The 22,811-nt window shown below is 61.5% G+C and carries 20 protein-coding genes; 13 read left to right on the top strand and 7 right to left on the bottom strand.

The features are described from left to right. Positions 1 to 112: 112 nt before the first annotated feature. Both CQ019_RS08920 and CQ019_RS08915 read right to left on the bottom strand, forming a co-directional pair. Positions 113 to 772 (bottom strand): dihydrofolate reductase family protein, encoded by a 660-nt coding sequence (locus CQ019_RS08920; protein ID WP_105569491.1) that lies wholly within the window; start codon positions 770 to 772, stop codon positions 113 to 115. A 517-nt stretch (positions 773 to 1,289) separates the two neighbouring features. After that, on the bottom strand, positions 1,290 to 2,063 hold the full coding sequence (locus CQ019_RS08915) for a FadR/GntR family transcriptional regulator (RefSeq protein WP_096286127.1): 774 nt from the start codon (positions 2,061 to 2,063) through the stop codon (positions 1,290 to 1,292). 79 nt (positions 2,064 to 2,142) lie between these two features. On the opposite strand from CQ019_RS08915, the gene CQ019_RS08910 reads away from it, so the two are divergent. Together CQ019_RS08910 and CQ019_RS08905 are read left to right on the top strand one after the other, a co-directional pair. Further along, entirely contained in the window at positions 2,143 to 3,030 is an 888-nt protein-coding gene (locus tag CQ019_RS08910; RefSeq protein ID WP_105569490.1) for a carbon-nitrogen hydrolase family protein, read from the top strand. A 45-nt stretch (positions 3,031 to 3,075) separates the two neighbouring features. Further along, entirely contained in the window at positions 3,076 to 4,428 is a 1,353-nt protein-coding gene (locus CQ019_RS08905; protein WP_105569489.1) for an APC family permease, read from the top strand. 130 nt (positions 4,429 to 4,558) lie between these two features. Here the strand turns inward: CQ019_RS08905 and CQ019_RS08900 are convergent, their stop codons facing one another. Further along, entirely contained in the window at positions 4,559 to 5,620 is a 1,062-nt protein-coding gene (locus CQ019_RS08900; RefSeq protein ID WP_105569488.1) for a 2,3-butanediol dehydrogenase, read from the bottom strand. A 237-nt stretch (positions 5,621 to 5,857) separates the two neighbouring features. On the opposite strand from CQ019_RS08900, the gene CQ019_RS08895 reads away from it, so the two are divergent. The 7 genes from CQ019_RS08895 (at position 5,858) to CQ019_RS08865 (ending at position 13,888) form a co-directional block, all read left to right on the top strand. Further along, a complete protein-coding gene (locus CQ019_RS08895; RefSeq protein ID WP_258133894.1) occupies positions 5,858 to 6,340 on the top strand; it encodes a very short patch repair endonuclease in 483 nt (160 codons plus the stop codon). Between the two features lie 230 nt (positions 6,341 to 6,570). Beyond that, positions 6,571 to 7,854 (top strand): MFS transporter, encoded by a 1,284-nt coding sequence (locus CQ019_RS08890; RefSeq protein WP_105569486.1) that lies wholly within the window; start codon positions 6,571 to 6,573, stop codon positions 7,852 to 7,854. Positions 7,855 to 8,070: 216 nt separating this feature from the next. Then, complete coding sequence (locus CQ019_RS08885) at positions 8,071 to 9,615, top strand: ABC transporter substrate-binding protein (protein WP_105569485.1); 1,545 nt, start codon at positions 8,071 to 8,073, stop codon at positions 9,613 to 9,615. A 1-nt stretch (position 9,616) separates the two neighbouring features. Continuing rightward, positions 9,617 to 10,570 (top strand): ABC transporter permease, encoded by a 954-nt coding sequence (locus CQ019_RS08880; protein ID WP_096286113.1) that lies wholly within the window; start codon positions 9,617 to 9,619, stop codon positions 10,568 to 10,570. After that, positions 10,563 to 11,414, top strand: a complete 852-nt coding sequence (locus tag CQ019_RS08875; RefSeq protein ID WP_105569484.1) for an ABC transporter permease — start codon at positions 10,563 to 10,565, stop codon at positions 11,412 to 11,414. The genes CQ019_RS08880 and CQ019_RS08875 overlap by 8 nt, the downstream gene beginning before the upstream one ends. After that, complete coding sequence (locus tag CQ019_RS08870) at positions 11,407 to 12,933, top strand: ABC transporter ATP-binding protein (RefSeq protein WP_105569483.1); 1,527 nt, start codon at positions 11,407 to 11,409, stop codon at positions 12,931 to 12,933. The genes CQ019_RS08875 and CQ019_RS08870 overlap by 8 nt, the downstream gene beginning before the upstream one ends. A gap of 145 nt (positions 12,934 to 13,078) precedes the next feature. Continuing rightward, on the top strand, positions 13,079 to 13,888 hold the full coding sequence (locus CQ019_RS08865; RefSeq protein ID WP_258137290.1) for a transporter substrate-binding domain-containing protein: 810 nt from the start codon (positions 13,079 to 13,081) through the stop codon (positions 13,886 to 13,888). A gap of 91 nt (positions 13,889 to 13,979) precedes the next feature. On the opposite strand, the gene CQ019_RS08860 is transcribed toward CQ019_RS08865, so the two are convergent. Beyond that, positions 13,980 to 15,053, bottom strand: a complete 1,074-nt coding sequence (locus CQ019_RS08860) for an alkene reductase (RefSeq protein ID WP_105569481.1) — start codon at positions 15,051 to 15,053, stop codon at positions 13,980 to 13,982. Positions 15,054 to 15,327: 274 nt separating this feature from the next. Then, positions 15,328 to 16,101 (bottom strand): SDR family NAD(P)-dependent oxidoreductase, encoded by a 774-nt coding sequence (locus CQ019_RS08855; RefSeq protein ID WP_105569480.1) that lies wholly within the window; start codon positions 16,099 to 16,101, stop codon positions 15,328 to 15,330. Positions 16,102 to 16,347: 246 nt separating this feature from the next. Between CQ019_RS08855 and CQ019_RS08850 the strand changes: the two genes are divergently transcribed. The 4 genes from CQ019_RS08850 (at position 16,348) to CQ019_RS08835 (ending at position 20,401) form a co-directional block, all read left to right on the top strand. Next, positions 16,348 to 17,685, top strand: a complete 1,338-nt coding sequence (locus tag CQ019_RS08850) for an MFS transporter (RefSeq protein ID WP_105569479.1) — start codon at positions 16,348 to 16,350, stop codon at positions 17,683 to 17,685. 57 nt (positions 17,686 to 17,742) lie between these two features. After that, on the top strand, positions 17,743 to 18,621 hold the full coding sequence (locus tag CQ019_RS08845; protein ID WP_374954789.1) for a transketolase: 879 nt from the start codon (positions 17,743 to 17,745) through the stop codon (positions 18,619 to 18,621). Further along, on the top strand, positions 18,622 to 19,614 hold the full coding sequence (locus CQ019_RS08840) for a transketolase family protein (protein ID WP_105552651.1): 993 nt from the start codon (positions 18,622 to 18,624) through the stop codon (positions 19,612 to 19,614). It abuts the gene before it with no gap. 127 nt (positions 19,615 to 19,741) lie between these two features. Then, entirely contained in the window at positions 19,742 to 20,401 is a 660-nt protein-coding gene (locus CQ019_RS08835; protein ID WP_105552650.1) for a GntR family transcriptional regulator, read from the top strand. Between the two features lie 110 nt (positions 20,402 to 20,511). On the opposite strand, the gene CQ019_RS08830 is transcribed toward CQ019_RS08835, so the two are convergent. Together CQ019_RS08830 and CQ019_RS08825 are read right to left on the bottom strand one after the other, a co-directional pair. Continuing rightward, positions 20,512 to 21,159: a 4a-hydroxytetrahydrobiopterin dehydratase gene (locus CQ019_RS08830; protein WP_105552649.1), complete on the bottom strand. Its 648-nt coding sequence runs from the start codon at positions 21,157 to 21,159 to the stop codon at positions 20,512 to 20,514. Between the two features lie 233 nt (positions 21,160 to 21,392). Further along, positions 21,393 to 22,787, bottom strand: coding sequence for a copper amine oxidase (locus tag CQ019_RS08825; RefSeq protein WP_105569478.1), 1,395 nt, complete (start codon positions 22,785 to 22,787; stop codon positions 21,393 to 21,395). Positions 22,788 to 22,811: the final 24 nt, after the last annotated feature.

Raw genomic sequence — 22,811 nt, 5'->3', positions numbered from 1 at the left:
TGCCATGCCCGGAAACCCCGGGTCGACGATCCCATGGCATTTGACCCCAGTCTGCCAGCACCGCCCCGCCCGAAGGCAAGACGGCGCGTGACGAAGCTACACATTCGGTTCGCTAGGACTCGATCCGGGTGAATTCCAGATGCGTCACCCCGCTGCTCGTCGAAGTGGATGCGATCGAGTAGTTTCGCTCCATCCCTTCAAGACCCTCCCAGAGCCTGTCACCGCGTCCTAAGAGGATCGGAACTAGCGCCACGTGCAGATAGTCCACCAGTCCGGCGCGCAAGAATTCCCGCACGCTGAGCACGCCGCCACCGAGGCGCACGTCCAGCCCGCCGGCGGCCGCGGCGGCTGCTTCCAGGGCTTCTTGCGGGGAGGCATCGATGAAATGGAAGGTCGTCTCCCCCACCGTCTGGGATTCACGCTTCCGGTGGCTGAGCACGAACACCGGAGAATGGAACGGCGGTTCTTCTCCCCACCAGCCGGACCAGCTGGGGTCTTCTTCCCACCCCGGAGGACCGTACTTTCCGGCACCCATGATTTCGGCACCAAGGCCGTCAAACGCCTTCCGGGCAAAAACGTCGTCCTCGGCTGCAGCCTCGTCCAGAGGTACGCGCATTTCGTTGCCCACCAGCGATTGGAAGGTCTGGGTGGGGATGAACCATTCGTGCAGTCGCTCCCCTGCATGCCCGAAGGGTTCTTCGAGGCTGCGGTTCACCCCGCTGCCCATGCCGTCTAGCGAAATACTCAAATTATGCGCTCTGAGTTTTGCCATGACGCATCCTTCCCGTCCAGGTGGGCTACTGTCGTTTCAGGCAACCGCAGGGCTGGTCAGCCAGGCGGCCGGAAGTTGTGCCCATAGTCTGCCACTTGGAGGGCACAACCGAAAGGGGTCTGGGCCAGCGATGCTACCGGTTCGGCAGCACATTGGTCGCAAGAAAGTTCCGGCTAATATTTAGGTCCGGTATCCCGCCCTTCCCGGCGAGCATCGCGATGCACGGTATTTCACCATCTCAGGATTGCCGTTGCGGACCAGCGCGTTTCCGAGGTCAATGAAAATTAACTCATCTCGCTTCGTAATTCCCGTGCTTCTCGGAACTCAAAGGCCGTTCAACATCGACTTCTACGCGGTGGTTCCATTTCTTGCCGTCGTCCTCACCAATGATTTCCTTCCGCCCGGCACCACTGTGGGACTTATGCCGGGGATTCGAACTTTCGACAAGCAGGGACACTTCCTCGCCGGCGAAAAGGCAGCGGAGCACAGGCAAGCAGCGCACCGCCTATTGCCGTCACTAGCGCCCTCCACCAGTTCCAAGACCGAAGAACATCTCTCCCCTCAGTGCCGCCACATGTTCCTGGGTCACCGACATGGCCTCCACGGGATCATGGCGCCGCAGAGCGTTAACCAGCTGCCGGTGGTGGCCTCGGCCAACTTCCAGCTTCTCCTGCGGATAGGGCACGAAGTACTTCAGCAGTTCTTCGTAAGCGGCGAGGTAGGCAGGTACCTCGGGAAGGTCGCTGATTTCGGCAAGCAGGCGGTGGAAACGGGTATCGGGGATGTGATGCTCATGCCAGCTTGCAGCACGTGCCGATTGGCTGATCAATTCTTCCAACTCTTGGCACTGCTCCTCGGTGGCGCGTAGTGCGGCCTGCGCAGCAACGGCGCTTTCCATGAGGCTGCGCTGGTCGATCAACCGGAGCACCGCACCTTCATCTGCGCGGAATGCTTGGACCGAGGAATCATTGAGCTGCGGCGGATCTTGCACCACGAAGGTCCCGCCGCCTCGCCCGGGACGCCGTTCGAGCACCCCGTCTGCCACCAGGCTTTCCAGCCCGCGACGAGCCGTGATGACGCTGACTTCAAGGCCGGCGGCGATCAGCTGGGTACTTGGCAATTTGCCGCCTGGGGCAAGCAGTCGATGTTCGACCGACAGCAGGATTCGTGCACGGACGGTTTCCATCGCCGTAAGCCGAGTAACAGCTGCGGAGCCCGGTGCCGCATGCAGCAATCGCTCGGCTTCACGTTTCTCAGCATTAGCCGAACCCGGATTATTTTTTGCCGTCATGTATTGAGTCTATCGATTGCATCACATACATTTATATAACTGCTCATATTGATCAGTTATATATCTCCGAAAGAAGTTCATGGTGCCTCAAGAAATCATTGCCGGCCTGGCCCAACGCGCTCCGCTGCCCGTGTCGAGCTCGGTAGACGGTTTTGCCGAGGACGTAGCCGCGACGCTAGATCGCTTCGGACCGATGGATCTGCTGGCCTACCCGGAAATGCACTTGCACGGCACCGAGCATCTGCCCGAAGCCGAACGGAGTGCAGCGTTGGTGAACGCCGCGGTCCCGCTGGATGATCCGTTCGTCGCGGCCCTCGGCCGGATCGCGGAAGCACACCGGATCTGGCTCTGCCCGGGAAGCATCGGGGAACGCGACGCTGCCGGCGGCTACTACAACACCCAGCTGCTCTTCGCCCCGGACGGAACCCTGGCGGCCAGCTACCGCAAGATGTTCCCCTGGCGGCCCTTTGAGCCGCATCAGCCGGGCACCGAATTCGTGGTGGCCGCGCTGGACGGCTTTGGACCGGTCGGTCTGTCCAACTGCTACGACGCGTGGTTTCCCGAGCATTCCCGCCATCTCGCGTGGATGGGCGCCGGGGCCATAGTGAACGTCGTGAAGACCACCAGCGATGACCGCGAACAAGAACTGGTGCTGGCCAGAGCCAACGCCATCGTGAACCAGGTCTACATGCTCAGCGTGAACTGCGCCCACCCCGCCGGCCGGGGCCGCAGCATCGCGGTGGACCCCGAAGGCATGGTGCTAGGCGAAGCCGGGCTGGGCGAAGACACGCTCGTGGTGCGAGTCGATCCAACCAGGCTGCAGCGCGTACGCGAGCAGGGCACGGCCGGAACCAACCGGGTCTGGTCCCAGTTCCGGCAAGGAGATCAGCCCATCAACCTGCCGATGTACAACGGCGTGCTTGATCCCTCCCGTTGGACCCCGCGGCCACCGGGTCCCCGCTCCTAGATCGTTTCCCTCTCACCTCCCCTACTGAAAACAACGGAGTTTTCCATGTCCACCACCACTGCCCTCACACGCACTTTGACGTTGCCCTCGCTGGTGATCTTCGGCCTGGCCTATCTGACACCGCTAATTGTCCTGGGCATCTTCGGGGTCATCGCCTCGCAAACCGGCGGCGCCAGCGCCAGCGCCTACCTCCTTGCCTTGCTGGCGATGCTTTTCACCGCCAACAGCTATGGGCGAATGGCAGCCGCCTACCCCGTAGCGGGCTCTGCCTACACCTACGTACGCAAAACCATCGATGGCCGGGTGGGTTTCCTGGTCGGCTGGGCCACCATGCTCGACTACCTGTTCCTGCCCATGGTGATCTGGTTGATCGGAGGTTCCTACCTGCAGGCGCAGTTCCCTGCTGTGCCCATGCCGGTATGGATCCTGGGCTTCATTGTGGCCACGACAATCCTGAACATCGTGGGCATCAAGGTGGCCGACCGGGTGAATCTGGTCCTGATGTCCTTCCAGATCCTGGTTATCGTCTTCTTCGTGGCCCTCTCCGTGTCCAGCGTCGTCGGCGAACACGGGGCTAGCGGACTGGCCAGCGCCACCCCGTTCACCGGAATCGATGCCACCGCCGCTGGCATCGCCGGCGGCGCGGCCATCGCTGCCTATTCCTTCCTCGGATTCGATGCAGTGACCACGTTGACCGAGGAGACCGTCGAGCCGCGGCGCACCGTACCCAAGGCGATCATGCTGATCGCGCTGATCGGCGGCGGCATCTTCGTGGTGGTGGCCTACACCGTGCAGCTGGTGCATCCGGGCGGCGTCTTCGAGAATTCGGAGGCGGCGGGCTTCGAAATCGCCCAGCAGGTCGGCGGCAATATCTTTGGAGCGGTGTTCCTCGCCGCCCTGGTCATTGCCCAATTCACCTCGGGCATCGCGGCCCAAGCCGCCGGCAGCCGGCTGCTCTACGCCATGGGCCGTGACGGGGTGCTTCCACGCGGCTTCTTCGGCAAGCTGAACGCCCGGTGGAGCACCCCGGTCTTCTCGATCCTGGCCATTGCCGCGGTGGGCCTGATCGCCATATTCATGGACGTGGCCACCTCGACGTCATTCATCAATTTCGGGGCATTCATCGCCTTCATCATGGTCAACGCCTCGGTGATCGTCTACTGGGCACGAGAACGCCAAGCCGGCAGGCAGCTGAACCCGCTGCTCTATGTCCTGTGCCCGGCCATCGGCGTGTTGGTGATCGGATTCCTGCTCTTGCAGCTGGATATGCACGCGGTAGCCATCGGCTCGATCTGGCTGGTCATCGGCGGGATCATCTTGGGCTTCACGACCAGGGGATTCAGGCGCCAGCCACCGCAGATGGCACTGGATGACCTGGAAGGCGCGGTCCAGCAGTAAATTCCTCCCGCGAGCCACGAACAGTGGCGACCCCCGCCTACAGAGGGAACGGCAAATGCCAAGCCCGACCGGCAGAGCAGTCCTCCAGCTCTGCCGGTCGGTTGCTCTGCCGGCGCCGACAACAGCCAGATCAGGCGCGCGGATTCACGATGATCTTCACATGCTCTTCATTGTTGTTAATCAACTGGTCGAAACCTTCGGACACCAGCCCGTCAAGTCCGATCCGGCCGGTAATGAAGGGCGCCAAGTCCAGCTTCCCGCCCTGCACCAGCGCTATGGTGTCCGGATGATCGCTGGCGTAGCCGATGGTTCCCCGCAGATCGATCTCTTTCAGCACCAGCTTGGGCATGTCAACTGGTGGCTTATGGCCCCAGATCGAAACGTTGACGATCACCCCGCCCGAAGACACCGCATCCAGGAGCATGTCCAGCACCGCAGGGACGGAGGAGCACTCGAATCCGACATCGGCGCCGCGACCTCCGGTTGCGTCGCGCACTTTCTGCGCCACGTCCCCGTCCCGCGGATCGAAGACATCATCGGCCACCCCGGTTTCGCGGGCCTTGGCCTTGCGGGCTTCGGAAAGCTCCGAGACGAAGACCTGAAGCCCCTTGGCTTTAAGCACCGCAGCGGTCAGCAATCCGATCGGACCGGCACCACCGACAATGGCAACCTGCCCGGCTTTGGCCCCCGATCGGACGAACGCATGGTGGGCAACCGACAGCGGCTCTATTAGTGCGGCTTCATCAAGCGGGATCCGGCCGATGGGGTGCACCCAGCGGCGTTCGACCACAATTTTCTCCGAAAGTCCGCCACCGCGGCCGCCCAAGCCGATGAAGTTCATATTCTCGGACAACTGGTAGGGCTGTCCCTGGCTGGTGTCCACGTCTTCATGAACGATATAGGGCTCTACCACCACGTTTTCGCCGATTTCGAGTCCGGTGACTCCTGGCCCCAGGGCCGTGACGGTTCCGGAGAATTCATGGCCCATGGTGACCGGTGCGCTTTCACCCGAGATCGGGTGAGGCTTCCCGGCCGGCGGGATGAAGATCGGCCCTTCAAGGTATTCGTGCAGGTCGGTCCCGCAGATACCGCACCAGGCCACGTCAATGGCCACCCTGCCCGGCTTCAGTTCCGGCTCGTCGATGTCCTCGATCCGGATGTCCCGCTGGTCGTAGTATCGTGCTGCTTTCATTGAGTTTCCCCTTAGTGGTTTCAGTGCTGCCCGGGCCAACGGTCGACGAATTGCCGTTCTCGAGGCCCAACCTACTGGCGCGCCCGGGTCTTGTAAACCGTTGCAATAGGTTTCAATGACATACCCCGGCCCCAGCAGAACAGACCGACCTCGAGTTCCAGCTGCCTCTCGTGGATAGTCTGCAGTGGAACCGTGGCGTGCAGAGCCGATCCGTGCGCACAATGGACCATGGACATCATGACTGTTGGGCAGCGCTCGCGGCTCATGTCGCGGATCCCCGGCAAGAACACCCGCCCGGAACTCGCCTTGCGAAGTCTGCTGCATGCCGCTGGCTACCGTTTCCGGTTGCACGGAGCATTGCCTGTCCGGCAGTTGGCCGCGCTGCGCAAAGAACACCAGGAAATCCTTTTGCGCGGGGGCAAGCTGCCTGGCTCGCCGGATCTCGTCTTCAGCGCCCGGAACAAAGTGATTTTCATGAATGGCTGCTTCTGGCTCGGTCACGATTGCCCTGCGGGCCAACACCGCCCCTCATCCAATGCTGAATACTGGAGCCCGAAATTGGATTCCAACATCGCCCGGGACAAGCGCAAACGGCAAGATTTGGCATTGCTTGGATGGGATTCGCTGACGCTGTGGGAATGCGAACTGAAATCGATGGACGAGGTCCTGCGCAGAGCTGCGGAATTCCTGGGGCCTCCACGCAATCCGCGGAGCATGTAGTTCGAGCGGCTATCCGCCTCTGCCCTGCTGTCGATTGGCTTGCCCAAGACCCCGAGAGCAGCCAACAATCCGCCCCGCCGTTACGGCTAGCGGCGGCGGCTTTCTGACAATCGGGTTATTGCTGGCTAAAATTGCAATCCGGTGGCCATACTGCCGACGAAAACCTAAGAAACCGAAGGATCTGATCATCGCCAGAATATCGAAGCGGCCCAACGCGTTCCCTAAGGTCCATGAAAACTAGCTCCCCTCGCTTCGAAGTTCCCGTTCTCCTCGGAACCCAGACGCTGTTTAATATCGGCTTCTACGCGGTGGTTCCATTTCTTGCCGTGGTCCTCACCAATGATTTCCTGCTGGCCGGCACCGCGGTGGGACTCATTCTGGGGATTCGCACCTTCGCCCAGCAGGGACTCTTCCTCGCCGGCGGCAGCCTGGCGGACCGTTTTGGCGCGCGAAATATGATCCTCATCGGCTGCGCGGTTCGCGCGGCAGGATTCTTCACCCTGGCGGCCTCGTTATGGGCCAGCACCCCGGTGCTGTGGATGTTCATTCTCGGAACCCTGCTGACCGGATTTGGCGGAGCGCTTTTTTCTCCCGGGCTCAATGTCCTGGTGGCCGCGGCCCAAGCAGCCCGAGAACGCGGAAAGCCGACCGAAACCAAACGCACCACGCTCTTTGCCTGGCTGAGCATTACCGGGGAAATCGGCGCGGTCACCGGACCGCTGGTCGGAGCGGCGCTATGGGGTTGGGGCTTCTCGACGGTCGCAGGATTCGGGGCGGTCTTCTTCGTCGTCATTGGCCTGTTCTTGTGGGCCAACCTGCGCCGGGAGGCCCCAGGGATTTCCCCACGGAGCGTTGGCAATGATTCGGTGCAGCGAAGCATCCCGAAGAGCAGTTTGCGTGCGTGCCTGAAAGACCGCAGATTTGTGGCGTTCTGCGGTTTGCACGCATCGGACCTGTTGGCCTATAACCAGCTCTACCTGGCCATTCCGCTGGAGCTGGCGCGCATAGGCTTGCCCACCCAGTGGCTGGGGTTGGTCTTCGCCTGGATATCCATTCTGACGCTAACCTTGCAGTTGCCCGTTGCGTGGCTCGCCACCCGTCTAGGTCCGTTCATAACCTTGCGTTTCGGGTACCTCTTCAGCGCACTCGGATTCGCGGTGCTCGCGTTCGTTCCCGCCTCCGCCTTCGGCGGCGAACCCGGAGCGGCACGCATCATGTGCGCGGTGACCCTGCTGACCCTGGGTCATATGAGCGTGCATCCCACCGCGCTGAGCCTGGTCCCGAAATTTGCCGGCACACGTGCCACCGGCTCCTACTTCGGCTTGCTGTCCAGTTGCGGCGGGTTGGCGGTGCTGCTGGGAAATATGCTCATCGGGTTGCTCCTGACTCGGGCCGGCCAGGAGCTGCTGCCCGGATACCTGCCATGGATGGTTCTACTTGTTCCGCTGGCCTTGGCCTCCCTCTATGCATCGCGCCTCGTGCGTCGGGTCGGCGCCTCCGCTCAGCATTCGTGAACTACGACATATTAGGTAAAACGACGCAGAATTTCCACGCCGACCATCAACTCTGCACTACTCAGGTTGCGATCTCGCTTCCAAACAAACAGCTCGGATTTCCGCCTGCCGATTCCATGGGTTCAGGACAGGCTTCCGGTGCGGTTAATTAGGGTACGCTTACCAAGGCCCTAATGCTTTAGAAGCCTATTCATTACGTAATGCCGAAGGATTTCCATGAACTTTGGACGTTTGAGCGCAGCCGCCGGAATCGCGGCCGTTGCACTCGCGCTGACCGCCTGCAGTACCTCCACGCAGGATGCCGCACCGGAGCAGGCCGCGGATCAAGACGCTCGCGTAGTTGTGGCCAATTTCCGCGCGCCGGTGTCCAACTGGGCGCTGGAAAGCGATGATGCCTATGTGCTGTCCATCTCCGGGTGCTTGGAAACCCTGACCCGGTATGACCAGACCGAGAAAAAAGTCGAGCCGATGCTTGCGGCATCATGGAAGCAGTCTTCCGATACGCAGTGGGATTTTGAGCTCCGCCCGGACGTGAAGTTCCAGGACGGTAGCGCGTTGGATGCGAAGGCCGTGGCCGCATCGTTGAGCCACGTGCTCGAAGCCGCCGCGCCGGCACGCGCCATCAACCCCAAGACCATCAGCAAGGTCGCCGCTCTCGATGCCGACACCGTCCGCGTCACCACGCCAGCTGCTGATCCGCTGTTGCCCTACCGCATGGCAAGCGTGAATGCCGGTGTCCTCTCCCCTGATGCTTATACGTCCAAGGGCATAGACCCGTTTGGCCACTGCACCGGACCGTTCACCCCGGTCTCCGAAAAGGCCGGCCAGTCACTGACCCTGGACCGCAACGAGAACTACTGGGGCGGCACCGCGAAACTGGCCGGCGGCGAAATCCGCTACATCACCGAGGGCGCCACGCGCGCAACCCAGGTCCAGACCGGAGAAGCCGACATCTCCATGTCGATTCCGGCCACCAGCTTGGCCACCTTGGAATCGGATGACTCGGTGAGCGTGCTCAAAACCGATTCTCCACGCACCGCGACGCTCTACCTGAACAACTCACGGGCACCGTTCAATGACGTCAAGCTGCGCAAAGCGGCAACCATGGCGCTAGACCTGCCCGCCATCGCCGCAAGCATTTACGAGGGTGCCGCGCAGCCCGCCACCGGCCCCTTCGCGCCAAGCGAAAGCTGGGCCAATCCCGACTTGGCCGTCCCCCAGCTGAATCTGGACGAAGCCAAGAAGCTGGTGGCCGATTCCGGGTATGCGCAAGATCAGCCGCTGGAGATTATCGCGATCACCGAACGCGCTGAATTCGCCGGGGTCGGCGCCATCATCCAGGAGCAGTTCAAGCAGATCGGCCTCCAGGCCAACGTGGTCACCAAGTCCTACGGCGCCGCCGAACCAGATGTACTGGCCGGCAAGTACGACATGATCCTGAGCCAGCGCAATCGCATGATCGATATTGCAGACCCCATCGGGTTCCTGCAGGCGGACTACACCTGCCAGGGCGGCTACAACCTGAGCCATTACTGCAATGAGGATTACGACGCACTGATTGCCAAGGCGGCCAGCGAAACCGACGAGGCCACGCGCCACCAGCTCTACCGCGAGGCGGGAGACATCCTTGCCGAGGATGCGGCCAACGTGTGGCTGGTCAACGAACAGTCCATCGACGCCGTCGGCGACTCGGTCCAGGGCTACGTCCAGGACCCGCTCACCCGCTACGTGTTGACCAAGGATCTGGCGAAGACCAAGTAAGTTGCTATCCCTCTCATCGGCGCTGCGCCGAGTCGTAGGACTCGGCGCAGCGGTCCTGCTTTCGTCCTTCGCGGTATTTCTCGTACCCTTTGTCTCCCCCGGAGATCCGGTGCGCGCGCTGCTCAGAGCGCGCATGGACATCGGAGCCGCGGATGAGGCGGCGGTGCAAGCCTATGCCCAGCAATTTGGCCTGCATGACCCGATGCTGGTGCAGTTCGGTCGCTGGCTTGGCCGGTTTTTCACCGGCGACATGGGGGTCTCTTTTGTCAGCGGAACTCCGGTGGTCGACCAGGTGCTGCCCGCCATTGGCGTCACCCTGGCTTTGGCCGGCTGCGCCCTGCTGGTGGCCATCCTGGTCTCCATAGTGCTGGGTGTGCTTGCGGCCACCCGTGCCGGGCAATGGCCGGACCGGATCATCACCTCGGTGACCCACGCGCTGATTGCCATTCCCGAATATGCGCTGGCTCCGCTGCTGGTCTTGCTCTTCGCGGTGCGCTGGTCCTTGCTTCCGTCGGCCGGATTCGAATCCCCCGCATCATTGGTGCTTCCGGTGTTCGTGCTGGCACTGCGGCCGATCAGCTTTTTCAGCGTGGCGGTACGCTCGGGCGTGCAGCAGGCGCTGGATTCTGAACATGTGCTGGCCGCCAGGGCCCGCGGCCTGAGCCGAAGCCAGGCGCTGATCCGCCACGTCATCCCCCATGGCCTGCTTCCGTTGTGGACCATGGTCGGGGTGTGGTTCGCGGGACTGCTGGGCGGTTCGGTCATCGTGGAAGTCATTTTTGCCATCCCGGGAATGGGACGGCTGATCTTCGACGCCATCGTGGACGCCGACATCCCGGTTGCCCAGGGCGGGGTTGTGGTGGTCGTGGCCTGCGCCGTGCTGGCCACGGGGATCATCGATCTGGTGCACCGGCTCAGCGACCCGAATGTGCGCATTGGAGTACGCCATGACTAAAAAATCTCTTCGCGGGCTGTTGTTCAACCCGCCGGTGATCGTCCTGCTCATCGTTTTGTTCGCGACCATCTCGGCGCCGTGGATTTCACCTTTTGACCCGGATGCGCAAAGCCTCTCCGAACGTCTTGAATCGCCGAGCTGGGCACACCTGCTAGGCACCGATGCGTTGGGACGCGACACGTTGAGCCGGGTGCTTCACGGTGGACGCTTCTCCCTGGCCGTGGCGCTGATTACCACGCTGTTCTCGTTACTGGTGGGTACCTGTCTGGGCCTGCTCAGCGCGCTGCGCGGAGGCTGGCTCGACGAGATCTTCCTGCGGGTCAACGACCTGCTGCTGGCGCTGCCGGAGATCGTGATTGCGCTGCTGATCATCGCGGTGATGGGCCCCGGATTCACCACCATGGTGCTCTCCGTGGGCGTGGTGGCCTGGACTCCCACGGCACGTTTGGTGCGTTCGCTGGCGGTGCAGTCGCTCTCCACGCACCATGTAGAAGCATCCAAGCACGTGGGTGCCTCACGCTGGTTCATCCTGCGCCACCATGTGCTTCCCTTTGTCGTCGGCCCGGTGCTGGCCCAGGCAGCGTTGCGCTTTGGCCTGTTGCTGGTCTTGCTCGGTTCGCTGTCCTATTTGGGCATCGGCGTCCAGCCGCCGCAGTCGGACTGGGGGTCCATGCTTGCCGACGCGCAACCACATGCAACTCGTTCGCCCTGGGGTCTGGTTGCACCGGGTGCGGCAATATTCTTGGTGAGTTTTTGCGTGACCCTGCTGGGCAACCGCATCACGCAAACGCTCAACGGGCAAGATGTCCTCGCGGCCGGGGCCAAGGCGGATCTGAATGACTAAAGAACTTGAAATCATCGAATTATCGGTCAGTGCCGGAAGCAAATCGCTGCTTTCCAAGGTCAGCTGCTCGGTGCGTGCCGGCGAACTAGTGGCCGTCGTCGGACGCTCGGGTTCCGGAAAAACGTTGCTGACCAAGGCGATCATGGGCCTTCTGCCGGCGCAGCTGCGCGCCGAGGGCGAAATCCTGCTCGGCGGCGAACGCATTGACCAGCTTGATGACAGGGGCATGGATGCCGTGCGCGGGCGGCGCATCGGCATGCTGTTCCAGCAGCCTAAGCGAGTCATGAACCCGCGCCTCACCGTCCGTGCGCACCTGCTCGAGGCCCTCGGCGCGCACGGCGCCGGCAAGGCCCGCAAGCACGAGGCCCAGGTCGAAGCCTTGCTCCATGAAGTGGGGCTCGCCCCGGCCGCGGAGATCGCCGGCAAGCGTCCCGACCAGCTTTCCGGTGGCATGACTCAGCGCGCCATGCTGGCCATTGCCTTGGCGGGGAACCCGGAGTTCATTCTGGCCGACGAGCCTACCTCTTCCTTGGATTCCATCCTGAAATCCGAAGTTCTGGAATTGCTGCGCCGCAAGCAGCAAGAACGCGGACTGGGCATTTTGCTCATCACCCACGACATCGCCAGCGTCCGGCATATTGCAGATCGAATCGTGGTGGTCAGCGACGGCGAGATCATTGACCAGTGCCCCACTGCCATGATCTTCTCCAAGGACCGGCACGCCAAAACGCGTGAACTGGTTGATGCGACCCAGGCTGGGCCGCGGCAGCGACGCGAAATCAGTTCCGGATGCATCCTCGAAGCCCGTTCGGCCGGCAAGAATTACACACGCCGGGCCAAGGGCCGCGCGGCTCTGGAACCCACCACGCTGCGTTTGCATGCCGGTGAAATCCTCGGCGTGGTGGGGCGCTCGGGCTCAGGAAAAAGCACCTTCGCCAGATTGCTCGCCGGCTTGGAGAAGCCAACTAGCGGTCAGATCCTGAACCATCATGAACGCATCACGCCCAACGCCGTTCAAGTCATTGCGCAAGAACCATTCTCGTCCTTTGATCCTGCCCTGACGCTTCGCAAGAGCCTGAGTGCAGCGGTGCACCGATTGCCCGTGCTAGAGGCCACGAAGATCGTTGAGAATGCCATGACCCAGGTTGGGCTTCCTCAGCAGCTGCTGGATCGAAAGCCTGGCCAGTGCTCGGGCGGCCAATTGCAGCGCATGGCCATAGCCCGCGCCCTGCTGGTCGCCCCGCAGGTGTTGATCTGTGACGAATCGACCTCTGCGCTGGATTCCGTGGCCCAGCGCCACATCTTGGACCTCCTGCTGGAGCTGCGCGATCGGCTGGGGTTGTGCCTGGTGGTCATTTCCCATGACATGGACGTGATCCGCTATGTCAGCGATAACGTGGCCGTTTTCTACGAAGGCGAGCTCGTTGAGCATCGCAGCCTCGACGACTTCTTGGCCTCCGCCGAACATGAACACAGCCAGGATCTGGTGGCCGCGCTCAGTGCTTCGAACGGGGTTTAAACAGCGTCACCTATTCCGCTTGGTCGGCTCCCTGCCAAGGTGCAGGAGCGCGACCACTGAAGAACTATCCATAACTCTTGCGCTCTGACTAGGTCGGCTTATAGATTGATGGGCTATGACCAAAACTTTTTCTAGTCCGCAGTCCGTGACTCGTCTCCTGCCGGTGTTCGCGCTCAGCGCGGTGTTGCTCACCGCTGGATGCTCCGCCCCTATTCCAGATCAGAGCAACGACGCGGCAACCGCGGCAGGTGATACCCGGTTGGCCAGCGTCGGCGAATCGGGAATCCTCAAGGTTTGCACCACCGGCGATTACCGGCCATTCACATATCTTGACCCGGAAACCGGAGATTGGTCGGGAATCGACATCACGATGGCCAAGCATCTCGCCGAATCGCTGGATGTCGAAGCGGAGTTCATCCAGACCTCTTGGAAGGACCTGATGCCGGACTTCCTTTCCAAGTGCGATATCGGCGTGGGCGGTGTCTCCATCTCCATGGAACGCGCCCAGCAGGCCTACTACAGCGAAGCCACCCTGGATGAAGGCAAAACTCCCATCACGCTGTGTGAAAATGTTGAAAAATACGACACCGTGAAGGAAATCAACACGCCCGGTGTCCGCTCCATCACTCCCATAGGCGGGACAAACGAAAAATTCGCCGAGGCGAATTACCCGGAAGGCGAGATCATTCGTTTTGAGAACAACAATACGATCTTTGATGAAATCATCGCCGGGCGTGCCGACGTGATGACCACCGATGCCTCGGAAACGCGTTGGGTAGCCAATGAACATCCTCAGCTTTGCGCCGTGCATCCGGATAAGCCATTCAACTTCTCGCAGAAGGCCTATCTGCTGCCGCTGGGCGATGAAAAATTCCAAGAATATGTTGATCAGTGGCTGAACATGGCCAAGCACGACGGCACTCTTGCCGCCGCGGAGAAACCATGGTTCGGCTAGCCGATACCGGTTAAAATGAACAAGCCGCATCCATCCGATAAGTATCGGGTAGATGCGGCTTGTTTCTATTCACCTTTGGCTGCTACGGCGGCTAGTTCTGCCAGAACGGGTAGTCCGTGTAGCCCTCGGCACCTTCGGTGTAGAAGGTGGAGGCATCCGGTTCGTTCAGCGGCAGCTCTTCGCGCCAGCGGCGTACAAGGTCGGGGTTGGCAATGGCGGGGCGCCCCACCACGACCGCATCCGCCCAGCCGCCGGCGGCGACCGCGGTGGCGTCCTCATAGCTGGTAATCGTTTGGAACCCGGTATTCAGCAGCACCGGCCCGCCAAAGGTGGTGCGCAGACCCTGGACGAGGTCCCCCGATGGTTCCTTATGCAGAATGCTCAGGGCGGCCAGGCCAAGCGGGGCGATCGACTCAAGCAAGGCCGTGTACGTCGCGGTGACGTCGGCTCGATCCAGCTCGGTGGCACCCTGGACGTTGTGCTCGGGAGAGATCCGCAGTCCGGTCTTTCCAGCGCCGATCGCGTTGGCCACCGCCTTCACTACCTCGATGACGAAGCGCGCGCGGTTCTCCGGGGACCCGCCATAGTTGTCGGTTCGGGTGTTGGAGCTCGGTGCGAGGAACTCGTGCAGCAAGTACCCGTTGGCACCATGCAGCTCGACGCCGTCAAATCCTGCGGCGATGGCATTGCGCGAACCCTGCACAAATTCCTCGATGATTCCCGGCAGTTCAACGGCTCCAAGGGCGCGCGGCACCGGGTAGGGGTGCTTGCCCGTGTAGGTCCGTGACTCGCCTTCCACCGCGATCGCGCTTGGCGCGACAATGTGGTCCTGCCCGGTGGTCCCCGGATGCGTCACTCGTCCGGCATGCATTACCTGGGCAACAATGAGTCCGCCCTCGGCATGGACCGCGTCGGTGACCTTCTTCCAGCCGGCGATCTGCTCCGCGGTGGCCAGCCCAGGCTGGCGGACAAATCCCTGGCCGGTAACGCTAGGATAGACCCCTTCGCTGACGATCAAGCCCATCGAGGCACGCTGCCGATAGTACTCGACCACTTGGTCATCGGGCACGCCGTCCTTGCGGGAGCGTGAACGGGTCAGCGGCGCCATCACCAGTCGATTGGAAAGGCTGAGATCTCCGAGCGTAAGCGGTGAGAACAGATCCATAGGTAGGACTCCTGAAGATTGTAGTTGCTTCGTGCAACCTGCCAGCCGGGAACTATATTCCTGCTTCACAGCGCAAGTGAGATGGATTACGCGCCAATTTCGAAACGCGCATACCTGCTTCCACGGCGAATCTTCTCTCGGCATCCAACGCAGCAGAGCGAGTAACGGCGCTGGAAACTGTACCGTTACTCGCCCCGTTTGGCATCACTAATCCGCAGCGCACCCACCAGCCGCCAAGCGGCAGCCGCCGGGAATTGCGGACGCGGTGCAATCCTTAGTGCATGTGGCTTCCGCCGTTAATATCAATGGTGGTGCCGGTCAGGTAGGCGGCGCCGTCCGAGGCAAGGAAACCGATAACCGAGGCGATTTCGCCGGTGGTTGCCGTGCGTCCGATGGGGATTCCAGCGGCAATTGCGGCCTCTTGCTCCTCGGTGCTGCCAACGCGGATGTTGGTGTCTACCGCCCCGGGAGTAATAGCGTTAACGGTCACTCCGGTAGCCGAGATCTCGCGAGCCAGCGCCTTGGTGAAGCCGAGAATCGCGGCCTTGGCCGAGGAATAGGGAACCTTGCCAAAAACTCCGCCGCCGCGTTGGGCCGAAACCGATGACATGTTGATAATCCGCCCCCAGCCGCTTTCTATCATTTCCGGCAAGAAGGCCTTGGATACCAGGTAGGTGCCGGTGGCATTGACGTTCATGACCTTGTGCCAAATTTCAAGCGTTGTCTCGAGGAAATCGACCGGCGAGGTTATTCCGGCAATGTTCACTACCGCTCCGGTGGGCGGCAAACCTCCCGCAGCTACCTGGGCTGCCACGGCGGCCTGCGCGGTGGTTACGGATGCTTCATCGGCAACGTCGATCCGGTGGCCGAACGCGGGAACACCGAATTCTTCGGCGATATCTTGGGCAACTTGCTCGGATGCGGCGTGGTCGAGATCGAGGATCACGACTCCCCAGCCTTCGCTGGCAAAGTGGCGTGCGGTGCTGACGCCGATTCCCCGGGGCGAAGTGGCTCCCGTCAGAATGGCGGTGCGCTGGATTTGCTTCATTGCTTTCCTGCTTTCGTTTCGGCTTCTCCTGGCGATGCTTCGGAAAACCTAAGTGAGCGATGGGCGCAGCCTTGCCGGAGCACCCTCGATGCATGTGGTGCACACCACCTTAGTTAAGTTTACTGTTAACAGTCAACTGTTAAATTAGCCCTTGACAGAACTTGTGCTGGCGCTCACACTTCTAATAGTGTTGACTGTCAACAGTGAATGCTTTCCTCCTCCCACAAACCACGAAGGGACCCACTCATGAGCAGCGAAGCTCTAAACATGCGCGGTCCGATCCACGGCACCAAGGACGCCAAGCGCGTTGCGGTAGGTTCCAGTGTCGGAGCCACCATTGAAACCTATGACTTCATCGGATTCGGGACCGCGGCGGCCCTCTACTTCGGCCACACGTTCTTCCCCGGAACAGACCCCCTGACGGGCACCCTCGCGGCCTTTGCCACCTTGGGCGTCGGCTTCGCGGCCAGGCCATTGGGCGGCATTATCGGTGGCCATCTCGGCGACAAGATCGGCCGCAAGCCGGTGCTTGTGACCTCGCTGATCGTCATGGGCTTGGCAACCTTCATGATCGGGCTGCTGCCGACCTACGAGCAGGTAGGCGTCTTGGCTCCGGCCCTGCTGGTCCTCGTGCGCATCGTCCAAGGCTTGGCCTTCGGCGCCGAATGGGGCGGAGCTATTCTGATGACCTACGAACACGCCCCGTGGAAGCACAAGGGAAGGTTCACCGGCATCGTCCAGTCCGGCTTCCCGGTAGGGCTGTTGCTGGCAAACCTGGTATTCCTGGTCAGCGTGCAACTGCCAGGCGACTGGGGTTGGCGAGTGCCATTCTTGGCCAGCGTCCTGCTCGTCATCGTGGGACTGGTCATTCGTTCGAAGGTTCCGGAATCCCCGGTTTTTGACGATGTCAAAAAGGCCGGAGAAATCGTCAAGTCACCCATCAAGGAGGTCATCCGCACCGATTGGCGCAATATCCTGCGCGGCATTGGGCTGCGCATCGCTGAAACCGCCGGTTACGCGGTCTCCATCACCTACATGATCTCCTACCTGCACACCACCGGTTTGGCGGCAAACTGGGAGACCCTCACCGCCTTGAGCATCGCCTCGGCCATCGGCATCTTCGCCACCTACAGCTGGGGCAGGCTGACCGACCGGGTAGGCCGGCGATCCGTCTACATTCTCGCTTGCAGCTTTGCGGCGCTCTTCGGCATCCCGATGTTCCTCATGGTGAACACCGGCTCGTTCTTGATGATCATCGCCACGATCGTCATCGCCTACGCCGTTTGCCAAAATTCGATGGCAGGAGCCCAAGGCGCCTGGTTCCCCGAGCTCTTCCAAGCCAAAACCCGCTCCTCCGGCGCCTCGCTGGCCTACCAAATTTCAGCCATGGTTTCCGGCTTCACCCCATTCATCACCACGCTGCTGTTCATCCAGTTCGGCTGGATGGGCCCGGCAACCCTCTTTATCTGCTACGCGGCCATCGGCCTCTGGGCGGCATTGATCACCAAGGAAACCTGGGGTCCTCGCGAGCGCCAGCTAGCTAACGAAGCCGTCGCAGCCCACCCGCAGAAAAGCAGCGTCTAATAACTCCATTCGACCAGGGCCCACGCTAAATAACTTCTGAAAGGACATACCGTGGCAATCACAGCCATCAAGGACAAGACGTTGAATCTCGATCAGCGCACCAAAAAAGTACGCGACGCCGCGTACCGCATCCGCCATCACGCGCTCAATATGGGCGAAGTCCAAGGCCAGGGCTACGTGGGGCAGGCATTGGGCGCAGCAGATATGTTCGCCTCCGTTTATGCCGACCAGCTGGCTTTCCGCCCCGCAGAGCCCGAGTGGGAGGACCGGGATCGCTTCTTGCTTTCCACCGGCCACTACGCCATTGGCTTCTACGCCGCACTGGCCGAGGCCGGCATCGTTCCGGTAGAAGAGCTGGAAACCTACGGATCGGATGATTCCCGGCTTCCGATGTCAGGCATGTCCACGTACACCCCTGGCATGGAAATTTCAGGTGGTTCGCTGGGCCACGGCCTGTCCATCGCGGTGGGCATGGCGTTGGGGCTGCGCCACCAGCACAAGAACCAGCGAATCATCAACTTCCTCTCCGACGGCGAACTGGATGAGGGTTCCACTTGGGAAGCCGCCATGGGCGCCGCGCACCACCAGCTGGGCCAGCTGACCGCCATGGTGGACATCAATGCCTTGCAAGCCGACGGCGCTACCGCCGGGGTGCTGCGCACCGAGCCGGTGACGGAAAAATGGGAAGCATTCGGCTGGTATGCGCAGCGGGTCAACGGCAACGACCCACGGGCCTTGCTGCAGGCCTTCGACAATATCGCAGCCCAGGCCTCCAGCACCGGGCGCCCCTCGGTGATCCTTTGCGACACCAAGGTAGGCCGTGGGGTACCGCTGCTGGAAGACCGCGAGAAGGCGCATTTCATGCGCATCGAAGAAAACGAATGGCAAATCTGCCGCGAGCAACTGACCGAAGGCTTCGAAGGGAGCAACAACTAAATGTCTGCCACCGCCAAACCACGCCTGAAAACCTCCGCGATGATCGCCTCATTCGCGGAGCCCGGCCAGAAAACCGCCGCGGCGCCCTTCGGCCATGCCTTGGCCAAGGCTGCCGAAAACGACCCCCGCATCGTGGGGCTGACGGCCGATCTGGGCAAATACACCGACATGCATATCTTTGCCCAGCAGCATCCGGACCGCTTCTTCCAGATGGGCATGGCCGAGCAGCTCCTGTTCGGGGCGGCCGCCGGGTTCGCCGAAACGGGACTGGTGCCCTTCGCTTCGACCTATTCGGTCTTCGCCGCCCGCCGCGCCTATGACTTCCTCTGCTTGGACGCGGCCGAGCCCAACCTCAACGTGAACATTGTTGGCGGTTTGCCGGGCCTGACCACCGGGTACGGACCAAGCCACCAGGCTACCGAAGATATCGCCATCTTCCGGGGCATGCCAAATCTGACCATCGTGGACCCCTGCGACTCGATAGACATCGAGCAGTCGGTGCCGCAGCTCGCCGCCTGTGCAGGCCCGACGTATCTGCGCCTGCTGCGCGGCAAGGTACCGACCGTACTGGACGAATACGACTACACCTTCGAGCTGGGCAAGGCCAAGGTCCTGCGTGGCGGAAACGACGTAGTCTTTGTCTCCAGCGGGCTGATGACCATGCGCGCCCTGGACGCGGCGAAGGAGCTAGCCAAGCACAATGTGGATGTCGCCGTGGTGCACTCCCCCACCATCAAGCCCTTCGATTCGGAAACGGTCTTGCAGGAGGTCGCCGGAGACCGCCTGGTGGTGACGCTGGAAAACCATTCGGTCATCGGCGGGCTGTTCGAGACCTTGGCCTCGACCATGATTCGCGGCGGAGTCTCCTCCAAGATTGTGCCGATCGGCCTGCCCGATGAGTTCCTGGATGCCGGCGCCTTGCCCACCCTCCATGACCGCTACGGGCTGTCGATCAACTCGATTGTCAGCAAGGTTCTGGCAGAGCTCGACTAGCTCACCGAGTAGTCCAGCAGGTTGATTCGCCTTTAGGTGGGTGCGGTGTTTCCATCGCACCCACCTCAAGGCGCTAAAATCAACAGTTAACAATCAACAGTTGGATTCCAATCTTTAGGGGCACTCAATGGCCATCGCCGATTCTTCCCTGGTAGGGCTTCGCAAGAAGAGCCTGCGCGAGCAGGCCCTGATTGCCTTGCGCCGTGCCATCACCACCGGCGAGTTGCAGCAGGGCACCCATCTGGTGGAGACCGAACTGTCTGCCTCGATGCAAATCAGCCGAGGCACCTTGCGGGAGGCGCTGCGCCAGCTCGAGCAAGAGGGCCTGGTGTCCGCCGGCGAACGCGGAAGGCTCTCGGTTCGCCACCTGGACAACAAGGAAATCCAGGACATCTTTGCGGTCCGTGCCTCGCTCGAAAGCCTCGCGGCCACAACGCTGCTGCAGCGCGAGGATCTGGCTGATGCCCTCGCACAGCTGCGCGCCGCGGTGGGCAACATGGACCGGTTGGCAGGCAACGAAATCGAGGAGCGGATCGAAGCAGACCTCGAATTCCACCGCACCCTGTGCCGGCTTTCAGAGAATGACACCTTGCTGCACGCCTGGGAACAGCTCGAAGGTTCCATCCGCATGTCCATCATGTTCGGTGGATTCGAGCGCGGGGTGCGCAACATGGATGTCGCCCGACACTTCAAGCTGGTCGACACCATCGAGGCCGGGGACAGTGTTGCGGTGAATGCGGAAATTGCCGAGCATATGCGCATTGCCGCCGAAACCCTGATGAACTAGCGGCGCTCAAGCCGCGCTCAACTTCGGTCAGAACTCGACAGCGCAGTCGTCCAATAAACCAGTGCCCCGCCACGCGACGGCGAGGGCCACCGGCGAGGGGGCAGGCCGGCCTAGCGGCCCATCTCGGTGCAAACGCAGAGCCTGTTTCCCTGCGGATCCGTGGCCACCACGAAGTTCGGCGCATGGTCGTGATTCAGCCTGGCGCCGACCAGCTTGAGCCCGTCGATGATGTCCCAATGGTGGGAATGAGGCACCGAGACATCCACATGGAATCGGTTGTCATTGGGCGTATCGGTGCTTTGGAACCAGATCGCCGGTCCACGCCCGTACGGGTCGGTGAGGCTGCCGTCGTGCTGCTCCTTGTAGCCCAGCGCGGTGCGCCAGATTTCCGAGATCTGTTCCCGGTCATCGGTATCGATGGCAATTTCCACCGGCCGAATGAGATTCAGATTCGCCGGGGCACCATGCTTCTCGGCGAGCTCGGAGATCTTTTCGGCCAGCTGGGTATCGCGCAGCGATACTCCCCCGACGTCATGCGAGACCAGTGACACGAACAAGGTGTCATAGCGCCAATCCACATCCGGATGATGGTTGGCCTCTTCGGCCAAGGCGCCGATTTCGGCGAAGAACTCCAAGGCCACGGCAGCTGAGGGGCATTTGAAGGCAGTGCGCAGAACTCCCAGCACATATCGCCAGTGCGGCAGCTGCGATAATTTGGCTTCTCGGGTTGCTTGATCCAAAACGTCTTTATCCGACATGGTCCTCGCCTCTCGTGCATTCACGAATTCGCGGTCACCGCGAAACTACGACTCTCGCATACCGTTAGTCTCCCACCATCGCCAGGTCCTTTGAAGTGCCTGGCGACAATTAGTCATCTGCTTTCGGCTCGGTATCGAAACCCCATGGCGCTGGTTTCAGTACTTCCCAGCCCGGGCGGCGGCGCGTTGGGAACACACTCGACGCCGGACGAGGACACCCCCGGCACTGGCCGTTAGTTTCCCTCGGGCGGCAACTGGCCCTGCCAGTCCTCGGGTTTGCCGTTCAGCTCGCTGCGTTCTTCCGGAACGTCGAGGCGTTGCGCGGTCAGGTCACGGGGAACCATGGTGAAGCCCTGCCAATGCACCTCCATGGGTGACTGCTCTTCATCACGCGGTACGTGGTGGTAGCCCACCGCCACCCAGGACACGACATCCGCCAGCTTCTCCCCGGACTGATTCTTGACGAAGTCCAAGACGCCGCGCCCGCAAGTGCCTCGGTTGTACGTGGCATAGATGTGGCAGTCATCAGCGTTGGTGAAAGCCACGTCGTAGTCTGTTGCGCCGTCCGCCCCATGGTTTTTCTCGTCATCGATAAAGCTGAACCCGTCGGTTTTCCCCATGTCGATTTCATAGGACATCACGTGCCCGTCGGCATTGAGCATCCCGGGTGCGGAGACTTTCCACCAGCGCGCATCGGTCCACTGCGCCGTGGCCGGCTCGCCGATCTTGGTGTAGTTCCCTTCAACGATTGGGGACTGCTCCCCGGACTCGTTGGTGTCCTTGGTATCGTACTGCTCGACCTGCTGGGCACCGGTGCCGCCTAGGGCCCAATGGATTTTCCATACGGCATTGTGCGAATGGCTTGAGGCATGGTGCTCCTCGCCTTCGCCCACGGCGGCGCCATGCTCGGCGTCGCTGTAGTCAACCGGGGACAGGTCGCCGGTGGCGCCCAAGGCCGGCCGGATGCTCCCATCGGCGCCGAAGGTCACCTGGTTCAGGTACTCGTACCAGCCAACCTTCGACACGGTCGAAAGCTGCCAGTCGTTCTTGCGTTTGGCCAGCAGCTGGCCCACCTCGGCGGAGCGGTAGGAGAGACCGCCGTCAACGGTATCGCTGCAAAGCACCGGGCGCGATTCGATCTCGCCGTATTTGCTGCCGTCCCCGATGGTGGGAATGCCGTGGCTGACCAGTGTTCCGGGGCATTCGATCTCGGTCAGCGAGTGCATATTTCCGCCGCCGAATCCGGCGCTGGTGATATCCGAAGTCGAACGGCCACCGTCATCGTAGGGAACTTCAAGCTGGGACAGCGACATCGAATCGATGATCTCCATCGGCTCGGCGTTGGGCGGGGTGAAGGTGACGTTCTCCAGCACCATTCCCAGCTTGATGTCTACGGAAAAGCACATGGACCAGTTCGCGCCGCTGGTCATGTCTTGGCCAAGCGCTTCGGACCCCTCGGAGCAGGACAGCTCGCTGATCACGCGCGAGGTGACACCTTGATCTGCTTGCGCACGGACCGCGGTGCCCTGGTCATTTGCTGCCGAGGAGCTTTGGCAGGACACCAGCACTGCTGCGCCGGCCAGCAAGCCGGCGGCTCTCAAGAGGCTTCTATTCACGAGCTCACTCATACTTCAAAGGCTTCTTACTTCGAG

Source organism: Arthrobacter sp. MYb229, assembly GCF_002975405.1.
In the GTDB taxonomy this organism is placed as follows: domain Bacteria; phylum Actinomycetota; class Actinomycetes; order Actinomycetales; family Micrococcaceae; genus Glutamicibacter.
Note: the sequence above shows the minus strand (reverse complement) of the source record. Positions and strands in the feature narration are given on the sequence as shown.